18 protein-coding genes and 1 pseudogene are annotated in these 17072 nt (G+C 63.1%); all 19 read right to left on the bottom strand.

Translation table 11 applies throughout. From position 1 onward, the window contains the following. Window position 1: 1 nt before the first annotated feature. On the bottom strand, window positions 2–1351 hold the full coding sequence (trbL, locus tag LPA34_RS07125) for a P-type conjugative transfer protein TrbL (RefSeq protein ID WP_228976420.1): 1350 nt from the start codon (window positions 1349–1351) through the stop codon (window positions 2–4). Further along, the gene (locus LPA34_RS07130) at window positions 1348–1638 is read right to left on the bottom strand and encodes a hypothetical protein (protein ID WP_228976422.1); all 291 of its coding nucleotides are present in this window, start codon (window positions 1636–1638) and stop codon (window positions 1348–1350) included. The genes trbL and LPA34_RS07130 overlap by 4 nt, the downstream gene beginning before the upstream one ends. A gap of 5 nt (window positions 1639–1643) precedes the next feature. Further along, a complete protein-coding gene (gene trbJ, locus LPA34_RS07135) occupies window positions 1644–2372 on the bottom strand; it encodes a P-type conjugative transfer protein TrbJ (protein ID WP_228976423.1) in 729 nt (242 codons plus the stop codon). Further along, window positions 2369–4795 (bottom strand): conjugal transfer protein TrbE, encoded by a 2427-nt coding sequence (gene trbE / locus LPA34_RS07140; protein WP_228976425.1) that lies wholly within the window; start codon window positions 4793–4795, stop codon window positions 2369–2371. Before trbE ends, trbJ begins: the two co-directional genes overlap by 4 nt. A gap of 10 nt (window positions 4796–4805) precedes the next feature. After that, the gene (locus LPA34_RS07145) at window positions 4806–5078 is read right to left on the bottom strand and encodes a VirB3 family type IV secretion system protein (RefSeq protein WP_228976427.1); all 273 of its coding nucleotides are present in this window, start codon (window positions 5076–5078) and stop codon (window positions 4806–4808) included. Then, entirely contained in the window at window positions 5075–5446 is a 372-nt protein-coding gene (locus LPA34_RS07150; protein ID WP_228976428.1) for a TrbC/VirB2 family type IV secretion system protein, read from the bottom strand. The genes LPA34_RS07145 and LPA34_RS07150 overlap by 4 nt, the downstream gene beginning before the upstream one ends. After that, window positions 5446–6456 (bottom strand): P-type conjugative transfer ATPase TrbB, encoded by a 1011-nt coding sequence (gene trbB / locus LPA34_RS07155; RefSeq protein WP_228976430.1) that lies wholly within the window; start codon window positions 6454–6456, stop codon window positions 5446–5448. Before trbB ends, LPA34_RS07150 begins: the two co-directional genes overlap by 1 nt. Then, window positions 6453–6917 carry a CopG family transcriptional regulator gene (locus tag LPA34_RS07160; RefSeq protein WP_228976432.1) on the bottom strand — a complete coding sequence of 155 codons (465 nt, stop codon included), beginning with the start codon at window positions 6915–6917 and terminating at the stop codon, window positions 6453–6455. The genes trbB and LPA34_RS07160 overlap by 4 nt, the downstream gene beginning before the upstream one ends. Continuing rightward, window positions 6914–8914, bottom strand: a complete 2001-nt coding sequence (locus tag LPA34_RS07165; RefSeq protein WP_228976434.1) for a conjugal transfer protein TraG — start codon at window positions 8912–8914, stop codon at window positions 6914–6916. The genes LPA34_RS07160 and LPA34_RS07165 overlap by 4 nt, the downstream gene beginning before the upstream one ends. A gap of 220 nt (window positions 8915–9134) precedes the next feature. Then, entirely contained in the window at window positions 9135–9380 is a 246-nt protein-coding gene (locus tag LPA34_RS07170; protein WP_228976435.1) for an EexN family lipoprotein, read from the bottom strand. After that, window positions 9377–10321: a LysR family transcriptional regulator gene (locus tag LPA34_RS07175; RefSeq protein WP_228976437.1), complete on the bottom strand. Its 945-nt coding sequence runs from the start codon at window positions 10319–10321 to the stop codon at window positions 9377–9379. The genes LPA34_RS07170 and LPA34_RS07175 overlap by 4 nt, the downstream gene beginning before the upstream one ends. A gap of 171 nt (window positions 10322–10492) precedes the next feature. After that, entirely contained in the window at window positions 10493–11653 is a 1161-nt protein-coding gene (locus LPA34_RS07180) for an NAD-dependent formate dehydrogenase (RefSeq protein ID WP_228976482.1), read from the bottom strand. Between the two features lie 281 nt (window positions 11654–11934). Further along, window positions 11935–12040, bottom strand: a pseudogene (locus LPA34_RS07185) (LysR family transcriptional regulator); the annotation flags it as partial. A gap of 90 nt (window positions 12041–12130) precedes the next feature. Then, the gene (locus LPA34_RS07190; protein ID WP_228976440.1) at window positions 12131–13126 is read right to left on the bottom strand and encodes a zinc-binding alcohol dehydrogenase family protein; all 996 of its coding nucleotides are present in this window, start codon (window positions 13124–13126) and stop codon (window positions 12131–12133) included. Next, window positions 13123–13731, bottom strand: coding sequence for an NADPH-dependent F420 reductase (locus tag LPA34_RS07195; RefSeq protein ID WP_228976443.1), 609 nt, complete (start codon window positions 13729–13731; stop codon window positions 13123–13125). The genes LPA34_RS07190 and LPA34_RS07195 overlap by 4 nt, the downstream gene beginning before the upstream one ends. Then, a complete protein-coding gene (locus LPA34_RS07200; protein WP_228976445.1) occupies window positions 13728–14621 on the bottom strand; it encodes an SDR family oxidoreductase in 894 nt (297 codons plus the stop codon). Before LPA34_RS07200 ends, LPA34_RS07195 begins: the two co-directional genes overlap by 4 nt. Before the next feature lie 42 nt (window positions 14622–14663). Beyond that, a complete protein-coding gene (locus tag LPA34_RS07205; protein ID WP_228976447.1) occupies window positions 14664–15350 on the bottom strand; it encodes a glutathione binding-like protein in 687 nt (228 codons plus the stop codon). Window positions 15351–15435: 85 nt separating this feature from the next. Continuing rightward, window positions 15436–16248, bottom strand: coding sequence for an oxidoreductase (locus tag LPA34_RS07210; RefSeq protein ID WP_228976448.1), 813 nt, complete (start codon window positions 16246–16248; stop codon window positions 15436–15438). Between the two features lie 10 nt (window positions 16249–16258). Next, window positions 16259–16927, bottom strand: a complete 669-nt coding sequence (locus tag LPA34_RS07215) for a peroxiredoxin-like family protein (protein ID WP_228976450.1) — start codon at window positions 16925–16927, stop codon at window positions 16259–16261. Window positions 16928–17072 lie beyond the last annotated feature (145 nt).

Consider the following 17072-nt stretch of genomic DNA (forward strand, 5'->3'; position numbering starts at 1 on the left):
CTTACTCGTTCGAGGAATCGTTGAGATCCGGCGCGGCCCCGCCGCCGCCGTGGTCGGCCGAGCGCACGACATGCGCGGCCGTCGAAGCGCCATGCGCGGCGCGCTGGCGGCGTTGCAGGCGTTGCGCCCAGTCGGGCGGTTTGTCGGTGGATGCTTGCGATGCGTTATCGGTGGTCGCCGATGGTATGGATGTTTCGCCGGCGTTTCCGTGCGAGGCGGATGGCGCGCTCGCGCCGACGGCCGATACCGCGCGATCACGCGCAGCGCGAGCACCGGCTGCAACCCGCTCGCCGGCGGCCTGTGCGCCGCTGTGCGCGACGTTGGCCACACCGGCACCGAAAGCACGCGCGCCAGTCGCGCCCGATGCAGTCGCACCGGCGCGATAAGCCGACGCGGCGCCGCTGGCCGCGCGTGCGGTCCCGACTGCGCCGCGCGCTGCAAGTCGTGCGCCGGCGGCGACTGCCGCGCCACCCGTCGCCACGGCCGCACCACCGGCAACGGCAAGGCCCGCGACACCTAGCGCCGTACCGGCGGCCGCTCCGGCGCCGAGCTGCGGTGCACCGGATACCAGGCCGGTCGCAATGCCCGGCCCGAAGATGCCAAGTCCCAGCATCGTCAGCGAGGCCAGCATGATGGCGAGCGCGTGGTTCAGCGACGGATCGGCACCGGCCGGCGTCTGGAACTGACTGAAGATCGTCGAGCCAATGCCGACGATGACGGCGAGCACCAGTACCTTCACGCCCGACGACACCACGTTGCCCAGCACCTTCTCGGCAAGAAACGCGGTCTTGTTCCAGAGCGCGAACGGGACCAGTACGAAGCCCGCGAGTGTGGTTAGCTTGAACTCGATCAGCGTCACAAAAAGCTGCACGGCCAGGATGAAGAAGCTGATGACCACGACGACCCAGGCGAGCAGCAGGATCACGATCATGTCGATGTTGCTGAAGACCGCGGTGATGCCGTTGGACATCGTGCCGACCTGTTGCAGAATCGGCTGTCCGGCCTGGACGCCAATCGCGGCCAGGCGTCCGGGTTGCAGGAAATTGCCGATGCTGATCGACGAGCCGGACGCGAGCAGGCCGAGGCCCACGAACGAGCGGAAGACGATGCCCGCGAGCGTGTTGAAGTTGCCGATGATGTAGGCGAACGCGCCGACGTAGAGCGTCTTGCGGATCAGCTTCGCCAGCACTTCCTCGCCACCCATCGCCCAGAACAGGCCGGCGAGCGTCATGTCGATCACGATCAGCGTGGCCGAGAGATAGGCGACTTCGCCGTGCAGCAGACCAAAGCCTGAGTCGATGTACTGCGAGAAGACGGCCAGGAACTGGTCGATGACGGAAAGATCATTCATGGCCGATCTCCTTGCGACGCCTCGAAGCTCGCCGGAATCGGCGGCAACTCGGCGAGCGTCTGGTATTCGTTGGCGCCGCCCAGTTCGAGGAAGAAACGCCGCGCATACGCCGCGTCCACCAGGCCGCATGTGGCGTTGTCCATGTGGGGGTGTGCAACGGCACAGCGATGGCGCAGTGCGTAAAGCCGCTGCGGATCATGTGCGAGTGCATCGGCCGTCAACGCCGGCTCATGCCGACCGCAAGCGGTCAGCATGGCGATGATGGACAGGACCAGTGCGCGGCGCATGGCCGTCAGTTCCCGTAGAAGCTCACCGACTGCGGCGTGTATTGCGGACCGCTGCCAATGAAGCGGGTACGGACCTGCTGGGCCTGCGCCTCATCGGCCGCAGCACGCGCCTGGTCCAGTGCTGTCGCGCGCTGCTGGGATACGGTGAGTTGCTGCGACTGAATCGCCTGACGTGCGATCAGCGCGAGCAACTGGTTCGTCGCCTGGCTCGCCTGCAAGGCACCGACCGCGCCCTGGCTCTGTGTCACCAGACTGCTCAATACGCCTTGGTCGGACAGCAGGTTCTGCGCGGCCTGCGACTGCATCTGCGTCGAGGTCTGCAATGCCTGTACCGATGTCTGCCAGCGCGTCTGCGCGTCCTGCACCATCTGCGCGTTGCTGGTGGTAGCGCCGTAGGACGACGGGTACAGCCGGTTGAACGTCGCCTGCGACTGCGCGACGTTGAAGGTCAATCCCTGCGCCTGCGAGATCAACTGGTTCGTCGTCGCCAGCGTGGACAACAACTGCGACAGCGAATTGAAGTTCAGGCTCGTAAGATTGCGACCCTGGTTGACCAGCATCGTCGCTTCGTTCTGCAACTGCTGGATCTGGTTGTCGATCTGTTGCAGCTCGCGTGCGGCGGTCAGCAAGTTCTGCGAATAGTTGGCCGCGTCGAACACCGCCCACTGTGCGAAGCTCGTGGACGACACCGACAGCAGCAAGGCCGTGACGACGGCCAGCCCGGTCTTCTTCATGGCTGAATCTCCGTTGATGTGAGGAACGAAGGCATAAGGTCGGCAGCCCAGTCGAGGCCGCTATGGCGCAGCCAGGCACCCGCGAAACCGGGCGTGCCGGCGTTCAGCAGCACGTGGTCGATGTCGCGCTGGTCCTGCGGCGTGGACGCGCCGACGAATGCCAAAGTGGCCGGCCCCAGGTCGAGGTCGAACAGGCGATTGCCGAGGCGCGACTGGTAGTAGTAGTCGCGCTTGGGCTCGGCGGTGGCGACGATCTCGATCTGCCGGCTGTTCAGGCCAAAGCCTTCGTAGATCGTGCGAATCTGTGGCTCGGTCGCCTGGGGGTTCGGCAGGAAGATGCGGCTCGCGCAGCTCTCGATGATCGCGGGCGCGATGCTCGAATCCTTGATGTCGGCGAGCGACTGCGTGGCGAAGATCACGCTGACGTTCTTCTTGCGCAGCGTCTTGAGCCACTGGCGGATGCGCGCGGCAAACACCGGGTCGTCGAGGAACAGCCAGGACTCGTCCAGGATCAGCAGCGTCGGCGCACCGTCGAACCGTTCATCGAAGCGCGCGAACAGATAGCCCAGCACGGCGAGCACCGCCGCCTTGCTGGGCATCAGTTCCTCCATCTCGAAGCCCTGCACGTCGGCCACGCCGAGCCGGTCGTGGTCAGCATCGAGCAGGCGGCCATGCGCGCCGCCAAGCACGTAAGGCGCAAGCGCCTGACGCAGCACATTGGACTGGAGCAACACCGACAGGCCCGTGAGCGTGCGCTGTTCGACGGGCGCACCGGCGAGGCTGCCAAGCGCCGACCATACAGCGGCTTTTTCGTCGGGGCCGACGGCAATGCCTTCGTGCAATAGACGGCCTTCGACCCATTCGGCCGCCCAGGTGCGATAGCCTTCGCGGTCGATGCGTGCGAGCGGCTGGAACGCGATCGCACCATCGGAGCCGAGGTCGTAGTGCTCGCCGCCGAGGCCGAGGATCGTGGCGCGCATCGAGCGGCCCATGTCGAACGCGAAGATGCGCGAGCCGCGATACCGGCGGAACTGCATCGCCAGTGTGGCGAGCAATACCGACTTGCCCATGCCGGTCGGGCCGACCACCAGCGTATGGCCTACGTCGCCGATGTGCGTCACCAGCCGGAACGGCGTGTCGCCGTCGGTGCGCGTGACGATCAGCGGCGGGCTGTCGAGATGCTTGTTCTTCTCCGGACCGGCCCACACCGCCGACAGCGGCATCAGGTGCGCGAGGTTCAGCGTGGAAATGCTCGGCTGCCGCACGTTGGCGTAGGCGTGGCCGGGAATCGACGAGAGCCACGCTTCGACCGCATTAAGGGTTTCGGGAATCGTGACAAAGCCCCGGCCCTGGATGACGCGCTCGATCCTCCGCAGCTTCTCGTCGGCCGCCGCCGCATCCGCGTCCATGACGGTCACGGTCGCCGTCACGTAGCCGAACGCCACCTGATCGCTGCCGAGTTCCTGCAGGGCGGCATCGGCATCCATCGCCTTGTTGCTCGCGTCGGTATCAACGAGCGGCGATTCCTGCTGAAAGATCGTTTCGCGTAGCAGCGCGATGACGTTCTTGCGCTTGGCGAACCATTGCCGGCGCAGCCGCGTCAGTGCCTTCTCGGCTTCGGCCTTGTCCAGACACAGGAAGCGCGTGGACCAGCGGTAGGCAAAACCAAGCCGGTTGAGGTCATCGAGCAGGCCCGGCCAGGTCGAGGTCGGAAAACCGCGCACCGTTACGACGCGCAGGTGCTGGTCGCTCAGCATCGGTGCGAGGCCGCCGATCAATGCCGAGTCGGCCAGCAGCGCGTCGAGATGAAACGGCACCTCCGGCACGCCGATGCGGTAACGCCGCGTCGAAATGGTCGCGTGCAGGTACGTGAGCGTTTCGCTGTCGTCCAGCCAGGCGATCTCCGGCATCACGCCGTCGAGCAGGTCGAACACGCGATCGGTTTCGGCGACGAAGGCGGCGAGCCGTTCGCGCCAGTCCACGCCGGACGTCGGTGTGTTCTCGTACAGGAGCTTCGCGGCGCGTGCGCGCGACTCTTCCGGCGGCAGGTACACCAGCGTCAGGTGATAGCCACTCTCATAGTGGCTGCCGGTCTGCTCGAACGCGGCACGCCGTTCCTCGTCCACCAGCCACGACAACACCTCGGGAAAGTCCGAGTGCGGATAGTCGGCTGCCGGTCGTCGATCGGCGTCGATGAACAAGGCCCAGCCCGATCCCAGGCGGCGCAATGCGTTATTCAGGCGCGCGGTCGTGGCGATCAGTTCGCCCTGCGTGGCGCTGTCGAGGTCCGGCCCGCGAAAGCGTGCGGTGCGCTGGAACGAACCATCCTTGTTGAGCGCCACACCGGGCGCGATGAGTCCGGCCCACGGCAACCAGTCGGCAAGCAGTGCGGGACGCTGGCGGTATTCGGCAAGATGCAGCATGGCATCGTCCTCACACGTCCAGCAGCGATTTGTGCTTCAGATGCCGCGCGAAGACCTGCATGAACTGCGGATCGACTTTTGCGCCCCACACAGCGAGCGAATGGCCGATCAGCCACAGCGCCATGCCTGGAATCCACAGTTGCAGGCCAAGCCCGACGGCAGCGGCGAGCGTGCCGTTGGCGATCGCCACGGTGCGCGGCGCACCGCCCATCAGGATCGGCTCGGTGAGCGACCGATGCAGCGGCACCTCGAAGCCGAGGGTGATGGTGGCTGGCTCGTTCATGCCACCACCGCGCCGCCGGAGAAACTGAAGAACGACAAGAAGAAAGACGATGCGGCGAAGGCGATCGAGAGTCCGAACACGATCTGGATCAGGCGCCGGAAGCCGCCGCTGGTGTCGCCAAACGCGAGCGTGAGGCCCGTCACGATGATGATGATGACGGCGACGATCTTGGCAACTGGCCCCTGGATCGAGTCGAGGATGGATTGCAGCGGCGCTTCCCACGGCATGTTCGAGCCGCTGGCTTTCGCCGTGCTGGTCAGCGCGAGCATCACGACGGCCAGCATCAAACCCTGCCGTGCGGGCTGGACCAGGCGACGAAGACGTGGAAGCGGATTTACGGAAAAGCGCAGAACATGGACATGGCTCATCAGAGTTCTCCGGTGGGAAGCGAAGACGGGGCTGGATCGGATGGCGACGGCATGGCGTCGCAGAGCTGATAGCTAGTGGCATCGAAGCCGGTCACACGGGCGATGCGTTCGATGCGGCGGCGACGGCCACGCCCAGCGATGTGGATGACGACATTCACCGCCTCGGCGATCAGCGCGCGCGGCGGATTCACGGCAACTTCGAGAATTAGTTGTTCGAGGCGCAGCAGCGCGCCCAGCGCGGAACCGGCGTGGATCGTGGCAATGCCGCCTGGGTGGCCGGTGCCCCACACCTTGATGAGATCCAGCGCCTCGCCACCGCGTACCTCGCCGACGATCACGCGGTCGGGACGCAGGCGCATCGTGGCGCGCACCAGCTCGGTCATGGACACGACGCCGGCGCGCGTGCGCAGCGGTACGTGGTCGCGTGCCGTGCATTGCAGTTCGATGGTGTCTTCGAGCACCAGCACGCGGTCGCCGGTGGCGGCGATTTCCGCGAGCAGAGCATTGGCGAGCGTGGTCTTGCCGGTACTGGTGCCGCCGGCGATCAGGATGTTCTGGCGCTCGCGCACCGCGTCGCGCAGGAACGCAGCCTGCTCGGCGGTCATCATGCCGTCGGCGATGTACCGATCCAGCGGAATGACACCGACCGCGCGCTTGCGCAGTGCGAAGGCCGGCCCTGGCGCAGCGGGCGGCAAAATGCCCTCGAACCGTTCTCCGGTTTCGGGCAATTCGGCGGTCAGCAGCGGCTGACCGCGATGGACTTCCGCGCCGACGTGCGCGGCAACCAGACGGATGATGCGCTCGCCCTCCGCCTCGGACAGCTCGGCACCCATCGGCGCGCGGCCCGATGACAGGCGATCGACCCAGAGCGTGTGGTCGGGATTGAGCATGATTTCCACCACGTCCGGGTCTTCGAGCGCGGCAGCGATCAGCGGCCCCATTGCCGTGCGCAACATGCGGATGCGCCGGTCGAGCGACGTGGTAGCGAAAGATTGGGGCTGCGCGCTCATGAGGCACGCTCCTGCGCTTCGGCCTGCGCTGCCGCATCGTTCAGCCGTTCGGCGTCGGGGTTCAGCTCCTCCACCACCTCGCGCACGAGGCTGCGCCCGCGCATCAGGTGGCGGCCGAGCTGTTCGACGAACTGCTCGAAACGCGCTTTGCCCTGCGCACGAGCGGCATCCTGATGAGCTTCGGGAACGGGCGTGCTGACCGTGAGGAAGTAGCGGACGAATAGCGCCAACGTCTCGATCTCGATGTTCTGGTCGCGCTCCAGCTTCTCGAACTGGCGCGAGAGTCGGTCGAGTCGTTTGGCAATGGCCGCCTCGCGCTGGTCGCCCGCGTCGGGCGAGAGCCAGGACGCGAGCGCCGCCGCAACGATCGACGACTTCGACACGCCTTTCTTCGTCGCCAGCTCGTCGAGACGCCTGGCGTGCTCGGGCAGAATGAACAGGTTGAGGCGGTACTGGCTCATAGCTGGAGTCCATCGTCGTGATCGAGGGATGCCAGCCGGGCCGTGCGCTGCATGGCCGGGTCGAACTGGCGAGGGAGCGGCAGCGGCAGGTCGTCGTCGAGCAGCGCGAGGTCGCTGTCGGCGGCCTGCTGTTCGGGGCTGTATTCGGAGATTTCCGATAGCTCCGGTTGCCGGCGCAGGCCACCGTCGTCAGCGGTGCCGTCATCCTCGTCGACCAGGCCAGCGGCGACCGGCGCAGCCGGTACAGTGGGAATAGCCAACCCGCTCCAGTCGTCGGGACGAACGGTCGGCACATCGGCGTAGTGCCCGACGGCGAGTACGGGCGGCGGCAGCACGCGGCGTTTGAAATTGCCGTCGCTGTAGTAGCGCAGCTTCTTCGCCCTGATCGGCGCGACACTGGACACCATCACCACGGCCTCGTCGGGCGGGAGCTGCATTACTTCGCCGGGCGTCAACAGCGGACGTGCGGTCTCCTGCCGCGACACCATGAGATGACCCAGCCACGGCGCGAGCCGGTGGCCGGCATAGTTGCGTTGCGCGCGCAGTTCGGTGGCCGTGCCAAGCGTTTCGGAAATGCGCTTGGCGGTGCGTTCGTCATTCGTGGCGAACGTCACGCGCACATGGCAGTTATCGAGAATCGAGTGATTCTGGCCGTAGGCTTTATCAATCTGGTTGAGCGATTGCGCGATGAGGAAGCTGCGAATGCCGTAGCCGGCCATGAACGCGAGTGCCGTCTCGAAGAAATCAAGCCTGCCGAGTGCCGGAAATTCGTCGAGCATCAGCAGCAGCTTGTAGCGGCGTGCGATACCGTCGCTACCGTCGAGCGATTCGGTCAGACGCCGGCCAATCTGGTTGAGGATCAGACGTATCAGCGGTTTCGTGCGGCTGATGTCCGAAGGCGGCACAACCAGATACAGCGAGACGGGATGCTCTGACGCGATCAGGTCGGCGATGCGCCAGTCACAGCGCGAGGTGACTTCGGCTACCGTGGGATCACGGTACAGGCCGAGGAACGACATGGCCGTGGACAGCACGCCCGACCGCTCATTGTCCGACTTGTTGAGCACTTCGCGCGCAGCGGACGCGACGACGGGATGCGGCGTGTCGCCGAGGTGCTTCGTCGTCATCATCCGGTGCAGCGTCAGCTCGAACGGGCATGCCGGATCGGACAGGAAGTTGGCGACCCCGCGCAGCGTCTTGTCTTCGCCTGCATAGAGCACGTGCAGGATGGCTCCGACCAGCAGCGCGTGCGAAGTCTTTTCCCAATGATTGCGGCGTTCGAGCGCACCCTCGGGGTCGACCAGGATGTCGGCGATGTTCTGCACGTCGCGTACTTCATGCGCGCCGCGCCGGACTTCGAGCAGCGGGTTATACGCGGCCGACTTCGCATCGGTCGGGTTAAACAGCAGGCAATGCGAGAAGCGCGAGCGCCAGCCCGCGGTGATGGTCCAGTTCTCACCCTTGATGTCATGGATGACAGCGGATGCTGGCCAGCTCAACAGCGTGGGAATCACCAAACCCACGCCTTTGCCCGATCGTGTCGGCGCGAAGGTCAGGACGTGCTCCGGGCCTTCGTGGCGCAGGTAGTGGCCGTCATGCAGGCCGAGAAAGACACCTGCCGGTTGCGTCAGGCTAGCCTTGCGAATGTCGCGGGCATCGGCCCATCGCGCCGAACCGTAGGTGGTGACGAGGCGCGATTGCCGCGCGCGCCACACCGACATGCCGATGGCGACGAAGGCGGCGGCAACTCCGCTGGTCGCCGCGATAGCACCGCCCGTGAGGAACAGGCGCGGCGCATAGGCGTCATACCAGTACCACCACTCGAACAGCCGCCACGGGTGATAGAACGGAATGCCAAGGTAGTCGAACCAGGGCGAGCCAAGGCGTAGCTGGTAGCCCAGATGTGCGGCGGTCCATTGGGTAGCACCCCAAGTTCCCGCGACCACGATGCCGAACACCGTCAGCATCTGGCCGAACAACACACTGGTCCCGTTCATGCCGGCCTCCGACTTCCACCTGCGTCATGCGGCGAAGACGTGCCGCATAGCCAGGAGCATCGGTGCCGGGTCAGTGCTGGTCAAAGACCGTTATGGCGATAAAAAAGATCGAAAATGCAAGATTTCTAGCTGGGAAAATGCGCTGCGCGTCACAGCACATTTCTGCGTGTGACAGCGCAAGCGCCAACGAAGTCAGCCAATGTGTTGCGCAACCAAAGAATCAGAACTTTGGAGCATCTTTAGACGGCGTGTATTGCGGACCCCTGCCGATGAACAGCCGATGCCTTGCTTCAGATGCAGCGCTGCATTCAGCAGCAGGCATTTTGGCGTCACTGTCCGTACACTGTCTTTCGACTTCACGGAGTCGATCTGGATGAGAAATTAGCGAGTCCACCGTATCATTGGGTTCTGATTTGCCACAGCCCGTCAGTGCCAAAACGAGCATCAGCAACGTGATCTTGTTCATGGCTCGACGTCCTCAGAAGCGGTGGAGTCAGATAAAGCGACGGGTTTCTTTGTAGCGGATGATTCAAGCGTACTGGCTCTCTCAATGAAACGAGCCAGTGCCTCTGAAGGCTCGCTATCCAGATATAGCAAATAAGTGGTTAACGTGGCCGGCGGTCCGTCAAGCAGCCGAGCTACCACGCCCGGCTCGCGGCAGGCGGCGATCTGAGAAGCACCAGCCAGACCCAAGGCGAAACCGGCCGCCACCAACGCCATCATCAGGTCAATGGATGCCACCCGTTCAGCAATTAAAGGTTCTTGATCGACCCGGCGCAGCACACGTTCGAGCTGTCGGGTATAACCTTCGCAGGTATGGGGATCACCAAGTACCAGCGGATGGCGCAGCACTTCTTCCAGAGGGATGCGTTTGTGCGCTAGCAGAGGATGGCGAGCTGGCACCGCTACCACCAGGGGATCATTCCAAACGGCCTCAGCTATGATGCCGTCGCCGACCTCATCCGACCGCGAGAACCCTACGTCGTACAAATCGTCGTGCAGCCCTTTGATCTGCTGCGCCAGCGGAACCTCGAATAGACGTATTTCTATTTCCGGTTCTTCTTCGCGGCACAACGCCAGAAAGGTCGAGAAGCGCGCCGTTGGGATGCCATCCGAGAGCGCGACCCTCAACTGGCTATGGAAGCCATTGGCAGCGGCCTTCACGCTATCGCGTGCCTGCTGCAACGCCGTAAAGACACGCGGCACGTACTCAAGAAACAGCTTTCCTGCGCGGGTTAGGCGAGTGCTGCGCGTAGTGCGCACAAAGAGTTGGGCGCCCAGATCTTCTTCCAGTTCCTTGATCGCCCGCGACAGCGGCGACTGTTCAATGTGCAGTCGCTCCGCTGCCCGAGCGAAATGTAGTTCTTCGGCGACTGCAATAAAGCATCGTAAGTGGCGCAATTCCATAAGTCATCGCTCGCCCCAGCCAGCCCAAGTCGCGAATTGCGTTGTTTAAGCGGCCAGCTTTTCTTTTTCACAATCGCATCGAGCCACCGCCAACCTCTAGCGTCTGCCCTATCGCATAGCGCGCATCCGTACCGGCGCCGAAGGCAACGAGGTCAGCGATAGCAGCCGGGTTCACTTCATTTCGTAGGACTTTGCACCCGTACCTGCCAAAGTGCCGTTATCGACGATCAGATATTCTGGCCGGATCGGCTTGCCATCGAAAAAGCATTGCAGGATCTCCAGCGTGCCGGCCGCATAGCGCGCCTGCCCAGATAGCGACGTACCGGAAACGTGTGGCGTCATCCCGTTGAACGGCATCGTGCGCCACGGATGGTTGGCGGGTGCCGGTTCCGGAAACCACACGTCGCCCGCATAGCCTGCCAGATGACCGGACGTGACCGCGTCCACGACCGCGTCGCGATCGACGAGTTGTGCGCGCGCAGTGTTGATTAGATAGGCGCCGCGTCTCATGCGCGCGAGCATTGCCGCGTCGAATAGGTTTTCCGTCGACGGATACAGTGGAATCTGCAAATTAACAATGTCAACGGCGCTTGCGAGCGATGCCGCGTCCGGATGGTAGATCAGATCCAGCTCTCGCTCGACGTCCGCGCCGAGGCGATGGCGCTGCGTGTAGTGCAGGGTTAGGCCAAACGGTTTCAGCCGGCGTAGGACCGCGAGGCCAATGCGGCCAGCGCCTACCGTGCCGAAATGCATCCCCTCGATGTCATAGCTGCGCGATACGCAATCGGCGATGTTCCAGCCGCCTTGCTCCGCGAACCGATGTGACGGCAGGAAATTACGGACCAGCGCAAGCGTGCTCATCACGACGTGCTCGGCGACGCCGATGCTGTTCGAGCCGGTTACTTCGGCGACGACGATGTTCGCACGGGCGGCGGCCGCGAGATCAACGTGATCGGAGCCGATGCCAGCCGTTAGCGCGAGCTTCAGCTTCTTCGCCTTCGCGATCCGCTCGGCGCTCAGGTAGGCGGGCCAGAACGGCTGTGAGATCACCACATCGGCCTCGGGCAACCATTTCTCGAATTCCGAGTCAGGGCCATCCTTGTCGCTCGTCACGATGAATCTATGCCCGCTCGCCTCCATGTACTGATGCAGCCCGAGCGCGCCGGACACGCACCCAACGAGTTCGCCCGGCTTGAACCCGAGAGGCTCTTTCGGCGTCGGCGCGGTCTGGCCGTCGGCGTAATGGGTGATGACCGGGATAGCGTCCCGAACATAGCGCGGCGGATAGCCGTCGATCGGATCGGGGTAAAGTACGCACAAGACGGTTGCCATCGAAGACTCCTCTTGAGTAGCGTCCAGCAAAGCCGAACTCAGAATAGGTTGATGCTGTCGATCAGAGTCGCACCAGCCTGCCATCGACCACGAGTACTCGGCCGGTGGCGAAGCGGACACCGTCGCTGATGAAAAAGGCTATCGGTCCGGCGATGCCGGTGAGCCTACCTAGCGGGCACTGGCGAGACTTCACCGGATCGCCCTCTGATGCAACATCGGGGATGTAGGGGATATCCACTTAAATGCTCGCAGCAATGAATTGGCGTCCTCGAATCTAAGTAGATCGCCCGAGACTGCGGCGACTGCTCAATGTGCAGTCGTTCCGCCGCGCGGGAAATGCAATTCCTCGGCGACCGCAATGAAACAGCGTAGACGGCGTATTTCCATCCAGTTTCCAGTCACACCGTCGCGCCGTCGATCAGAGGCAGTCGTTTTTTCAAGCCCTCGTTCGGACGAAATACTCTTCGTTCCTATTAGTCAGATTGCGATCACGACCTTTCCGACCGTCCTGCCGGATGCGACGAGTTCGTGGGCAGCTTTCATCGTTTCGGCCGTGAGGCCCTCCAGCAGCGTCGTCATAATCGGCTTCACGCGACCCTCGACGACGAGCGCGGCAACGGTTGCCAGGATTCTTCCCTGCCGTTCCGGCTCGCTGCCGTAGATGATCCTGCTGAATACCATCTCCAGATGGAGCGAGGCTGCTTTCGGCGCGAGCGGGCGGACATCGAGCGGTGGGCCGCCATCCACGACGGAGAGATGGCCGAAAGGGCGTAGTACGTTTGCGATCCAGCCGATGTTATCGGCAGACTTCGCCGTGGAGAGTACCCAATCGACATGCGGGATGCCTGCCGCGCCAAGCTGTTCGGCGATGTCGGCGCTGTGGTCGAGCACCAGATCGGCACCCATCCGCTTGCACCACTTCTTCGAGTCCGGACGTGAGCCGGTACTGATGACGAACGCCGTGGTCCTGGCCTTCAGAAGTTGCGTCGCAAGTGAACCGACAGCGCCCGCGCCGCCCAGCACGAGCACGCGATCCACGCCGGACGGCAGCACGTCCTGGTCGCGGAAAACTGCCTCCCATGCCGTCACGGCGCCGATCGGCAAGCTTGCCGCATCGGTGAACGAGAGCTGGTCAGGTACGTGGGCGACGATCCGATGATCGACGGCCACGCGCTCCGCCCAAGCCCCGTCGCGTGTCATATCGCCGGTGCCGAAAACCCGATCACCGACCTTGAAGCGCTCGACTGCGGGGCCTGCGCCCACCACGATACCGGCGAACTCCCAACCCAACAGAACACGGCCACCAGGTTCGGCGCTCTTCATGCTGCGGATGGCCGCTTCGCCAGGATTGACGCCGATGGCTCGCACCTCGACCAATACGTCTTGGTCACGCAGCGCCGGTTCTTCGACATCCGCAAGATGGATCGCGAAGTCAGCAAGGCTGTGCGCCTTTTCATAAACGAGAGCCTTCATAGCACGAACCTTTCGCCGAAAGTGAGCCGGACACCCGCGAGCGGGCCGCCGAGCTGTTGGAGTCGCCCACCGACCGCGAGAGAGCCGAGATCGATGCAGCTAAAGCCGACTTCCTCAACGAGGTTGCTGACCGGCTGCTTGGCATCGGCGGCGTCCCCAGAAATGAACAGGACGGTGCGCGGCTTCGTGGCCGAGAAGTCGGAAATCCACGACATCGGCACGGAGTTGAACGCCTTGACGACCTTCGCTCCAGGAGCGAGGTCCGCGACGATCTCGCTGGACGTTCGCCCCGATATATCGCCCAGGGACAGCGGCGTGTAGCTGGCGACCCGGTTCGTGGCATCGACAAGGATGCGCCCCTTCCAGTCCGGAACACCGAACAGTGCCGGCTGCACGCTGGACCACCTGACCGCGAGCACGACAATATCCTGCTCCGCAACTTGCTGGGGTGTTCCGGCCGTCGCGCCGGCGCCAAGCTCCTTCACCACGTCAGCGAGGGAATCCGGCCCGCGCGAGTTGCTGAGCATGACCTGATGCCCGAGAGGTAGGACATGCTTCGCGATCGTTTGGGCGACCGTGCTCGCACCGATGAAGCCTATCTTCATGACGCGCTCCCTTGGGCTTTGGCCGCCTCCGCGACCGAACGCAAATACTCGGCGGGCGTCGTGGGCTTGTGGCCGATAAGCGTTTCGAGATCGTCGGTGACCTCCTCCCACTCGCCCTGGTTCATGCCCTGAACCCACTTCAGAATGAACGGGGCGACAAAATCGGGGAAGCCGAGCCCTTGCATCGACTTGATGTATTCCTCATCCGAGATCGCGATGTAGGGCACATCCTTGCCGTGGACCTCTGACAGAATCCGGGCAATATCGGCCCACGAGACTGCCGGTGAGCCCGACAGGTAGTAGGTTTTGCCTTCGTGCCCCGGTTCGGCCAAGACTGTCGCATGAGCCGCAGCCAGATCGTCGCGAGTCGCCGCAGTGAACTTGCCGTTACCCGCCGGCACCCGAACACCCGTCTCTACAGCATTCGGCCCGGCATACATGATGGCGGGCTCCATGAACGGCGGGTGCTGAACAAGCGTATAGGTTAGACCCGATGACCGCAGCTTCTCGACCGTGAAGATATCCTCTTCGGTGATTTCTTTCATGACGAAGGTCGAGCCAGCTTTACGATAAATCGGCATGTAGACGAGGAACCGGACGCCCGCCTCGACCGCTACGTCGATCACGTTGGCGTGAGCCGTCTTGCGATCGGTGAAGGCGTGTGCCGAAACCAACATCAACTTCTCGACGCCGACGAAAGCGCGCTTCAGGGATTCACGATCCAGATAGTCGCCCTGGCGAAGCTCGACGCCGAGCGCCGCCAAATCCTTCGCCTTCGCCGGATCACGGACCAGCCCGATCAGATCGCTCGCGGGCCGCTTTTTCAGCAGATGCAGGATGGTCTTCCGGCCGATATCGCCGCTCGCACCCGTGACAAGAATTTTGCTCATAATCTTTTCTCCAATTTCGTCAGTGACAATGGTTGATGAGGGTCAGCTCGCAAGCCTGGCCGCTTCGCGCTCCGCGCGTCTGACGGGCTGGGGTGCCAGAGGATTGAGGTCTTTGGCGATGGCATAGGCGCGCTCGGTCGCCGGTCGCGAGGCGATCGCTTCGAGCCAGCGCTCGATGGCCGGATATTCATCAAGATCCAAACCGAACAGGCTGTAGGGTGCCGCCCAGGTATAGACGGCGATGTCTGCGATCGAATAAGCATCGCCGGCGAGCCAGTCCCGTTCTTCGAGGCGCTTATTGAGCACACCATAGAGGCGTTGAGTTTCTTTCGTGAAACGCTCGATGCCGAAGGGATACTTCTCCGAGCTACGCAGAAAGAAAATGAGCTGCCCCGCCATCGGACCGAGGCCAGCCACTTGCCAGAACAGCCACTGATTGACTTCGACGCGGGCGCGGATGTCCTGTGGCATCAGCTTGCCGGTCTTTTCGGCGAGATATTGAAGAATGGCGCCGGACTCGAAGATGCTGATCGGAGCACCGCCGCCGATTGGATCGTGATCCATGATCGCGGGCATCTTGTTATTGGGCGCGATTTCCAGAAATTTCGGCTCGAACTGTTCGTTCTTGACGAGGTTGATGGGCACGATGTTGTAGGGAAGCCCGGTCTCTTCCAAAAACATCGTGATCTTGTGGCCGTTCGGCGTGGTCCAATAATGCAGGTCGATCATATTTCGCTTTCTCGCTGGGAAGCCGGGAGGCCCGCCGCCCGGTGTTGATACGGAGTGTCAGCAGATCCGGCGGCGGGCGCTGTGGTCAGATACCGGCCAAGGTGCCCCAACCACCACCGACAAAGAGCGTATCGCCGGTGATGTAGGAGGCCCGCTGCGACGCCAGGAAGACGATGGCTTCCGCCAAATCTTGGGCCTTGCCGGCACGGCCTTCGAGCGGCACCGTGGCGAAGAACTGCGCGTCGGTGATACCCATTGCCTGAGTGATGGTGTTGCGAACCTCGTCACCGCCGGGGGTGATGATCGGTCCGGGCGACACGATGTTGACGCGCACACCCTTCGGCGCCACCTCCTTGGCGAGCGATTCCGACCAGTTGTTCAGCGCGGCCTTGGCGGCGCCGTAGTGCGCCATCGGGCCACCGAATGCAATGCGGCCGCCGGCAGTGACATTGACGATCGAACCCTTCGTCTTAACCAGTTCGTCCAGCGATGCGTAGGTGATGCGTAGAGCGGCCAGGAAGTTGATGTTCAGGCTATCGACCCATTCCTCGTCCGAGATCGCAGTCGAGGCCGGCAGATGGAGTCGGGCGGCGCCGGCATTGTTGATCAGGATGTCGAGACCGCCGAGCGCGGCGATTGCCTCCCTAGCAACCTTTTGCGCGCCTTCCAGCGTGCGCGTGTCGCCAGCGATGAACGTCGCGCTCTTCGGCGTTTCGGCATGTGTGTTCCGGGCGGTGACAACGACCTTCGCGCCGCCGTCGATGAAGCGCTGCGCGGTGGCCGCGCCGATGCCGCGCGTTCCGCCCGTGACAAGGACACGACGACCGGCAAACTCTTTGGTGAGATCGAGAAGATATTCAGACATAAAGCCATCCATTTTCAGTTGAGGTTGGGACATTCCCGGCGTATCAACCGCCCTTGGCACGGGCGAGTTGATCGAGGATCGGAAAAAGGTGATCGGGTTCGGGACGGCGCGTGTAGTCGGGATTGATCTCGGCGTAGGCAATGACGCCGCCCTGGCCGATCACGAAGCGAGCGGGCATCGGCAGCGACCAGCTCGCTTCTCCGTTGATCGCCTCCAGATCGTTGCCGAGGGTGCGGTAGAGTTCGACTGTCTTGGGTGAGAGCGCGTATCGAAGACCGAAGGCGTCGGCGACCTTGCCGCCGGCATCGATCAGGATCGGAAAGCCGAGCTTGTTCTCGCGCGCGGACTTACGGCTATTCGCAGCGTTCTGCATCGACACGGCGACGAGTGCTGCGCCGCGCGCCTCTATCTCGGCGCGGGCTTCTTCGAGCGCCTGTAGTTCGATGTTGCAGTAGGGACACCAGACGCCGCGATAGAAGCTGACGACCAGAGGCCCTTTGGCGAGCAGTTTGGCGGAGCTGACCGACGTGCCGCTTTCGTTCGGCAGCACGAACGACGGTGCGTCATCGCCGGCCTTGAGCGCATGATCGGCCTGGCCACTGGCAATTTGTTCTGCGATACCGTCTCTCAGCGCAGTAACGAGCGGCTGGGGAATTGCGCCGCTGCTTACTAGGTCGTTGGTGAACGCGTCGAGCCTGGCCTGCAATGTCATGTTGCATCTCCTATCGGAATACAGGGATGCAAACCTCCCTGACCACGATGGAGATGATCTTTTATTCGCCTAAGACGCGGTAGAGGAGAAACATGACTTTCATATATTCAATTTATGAATATATTTGCTCAGCATTCGCAGTGGC

It is taken from the genome of Paraburkholderia gardini (genome assembly GCF_907164575.1).
Classification (GTDB): domain Bacteria; phylum Pseudomonadota; class Gammaproteobacteria; order Burkholderiales; family Burkholderiaceae; genus Paraburkholderia; species Paraburkholderia gardini.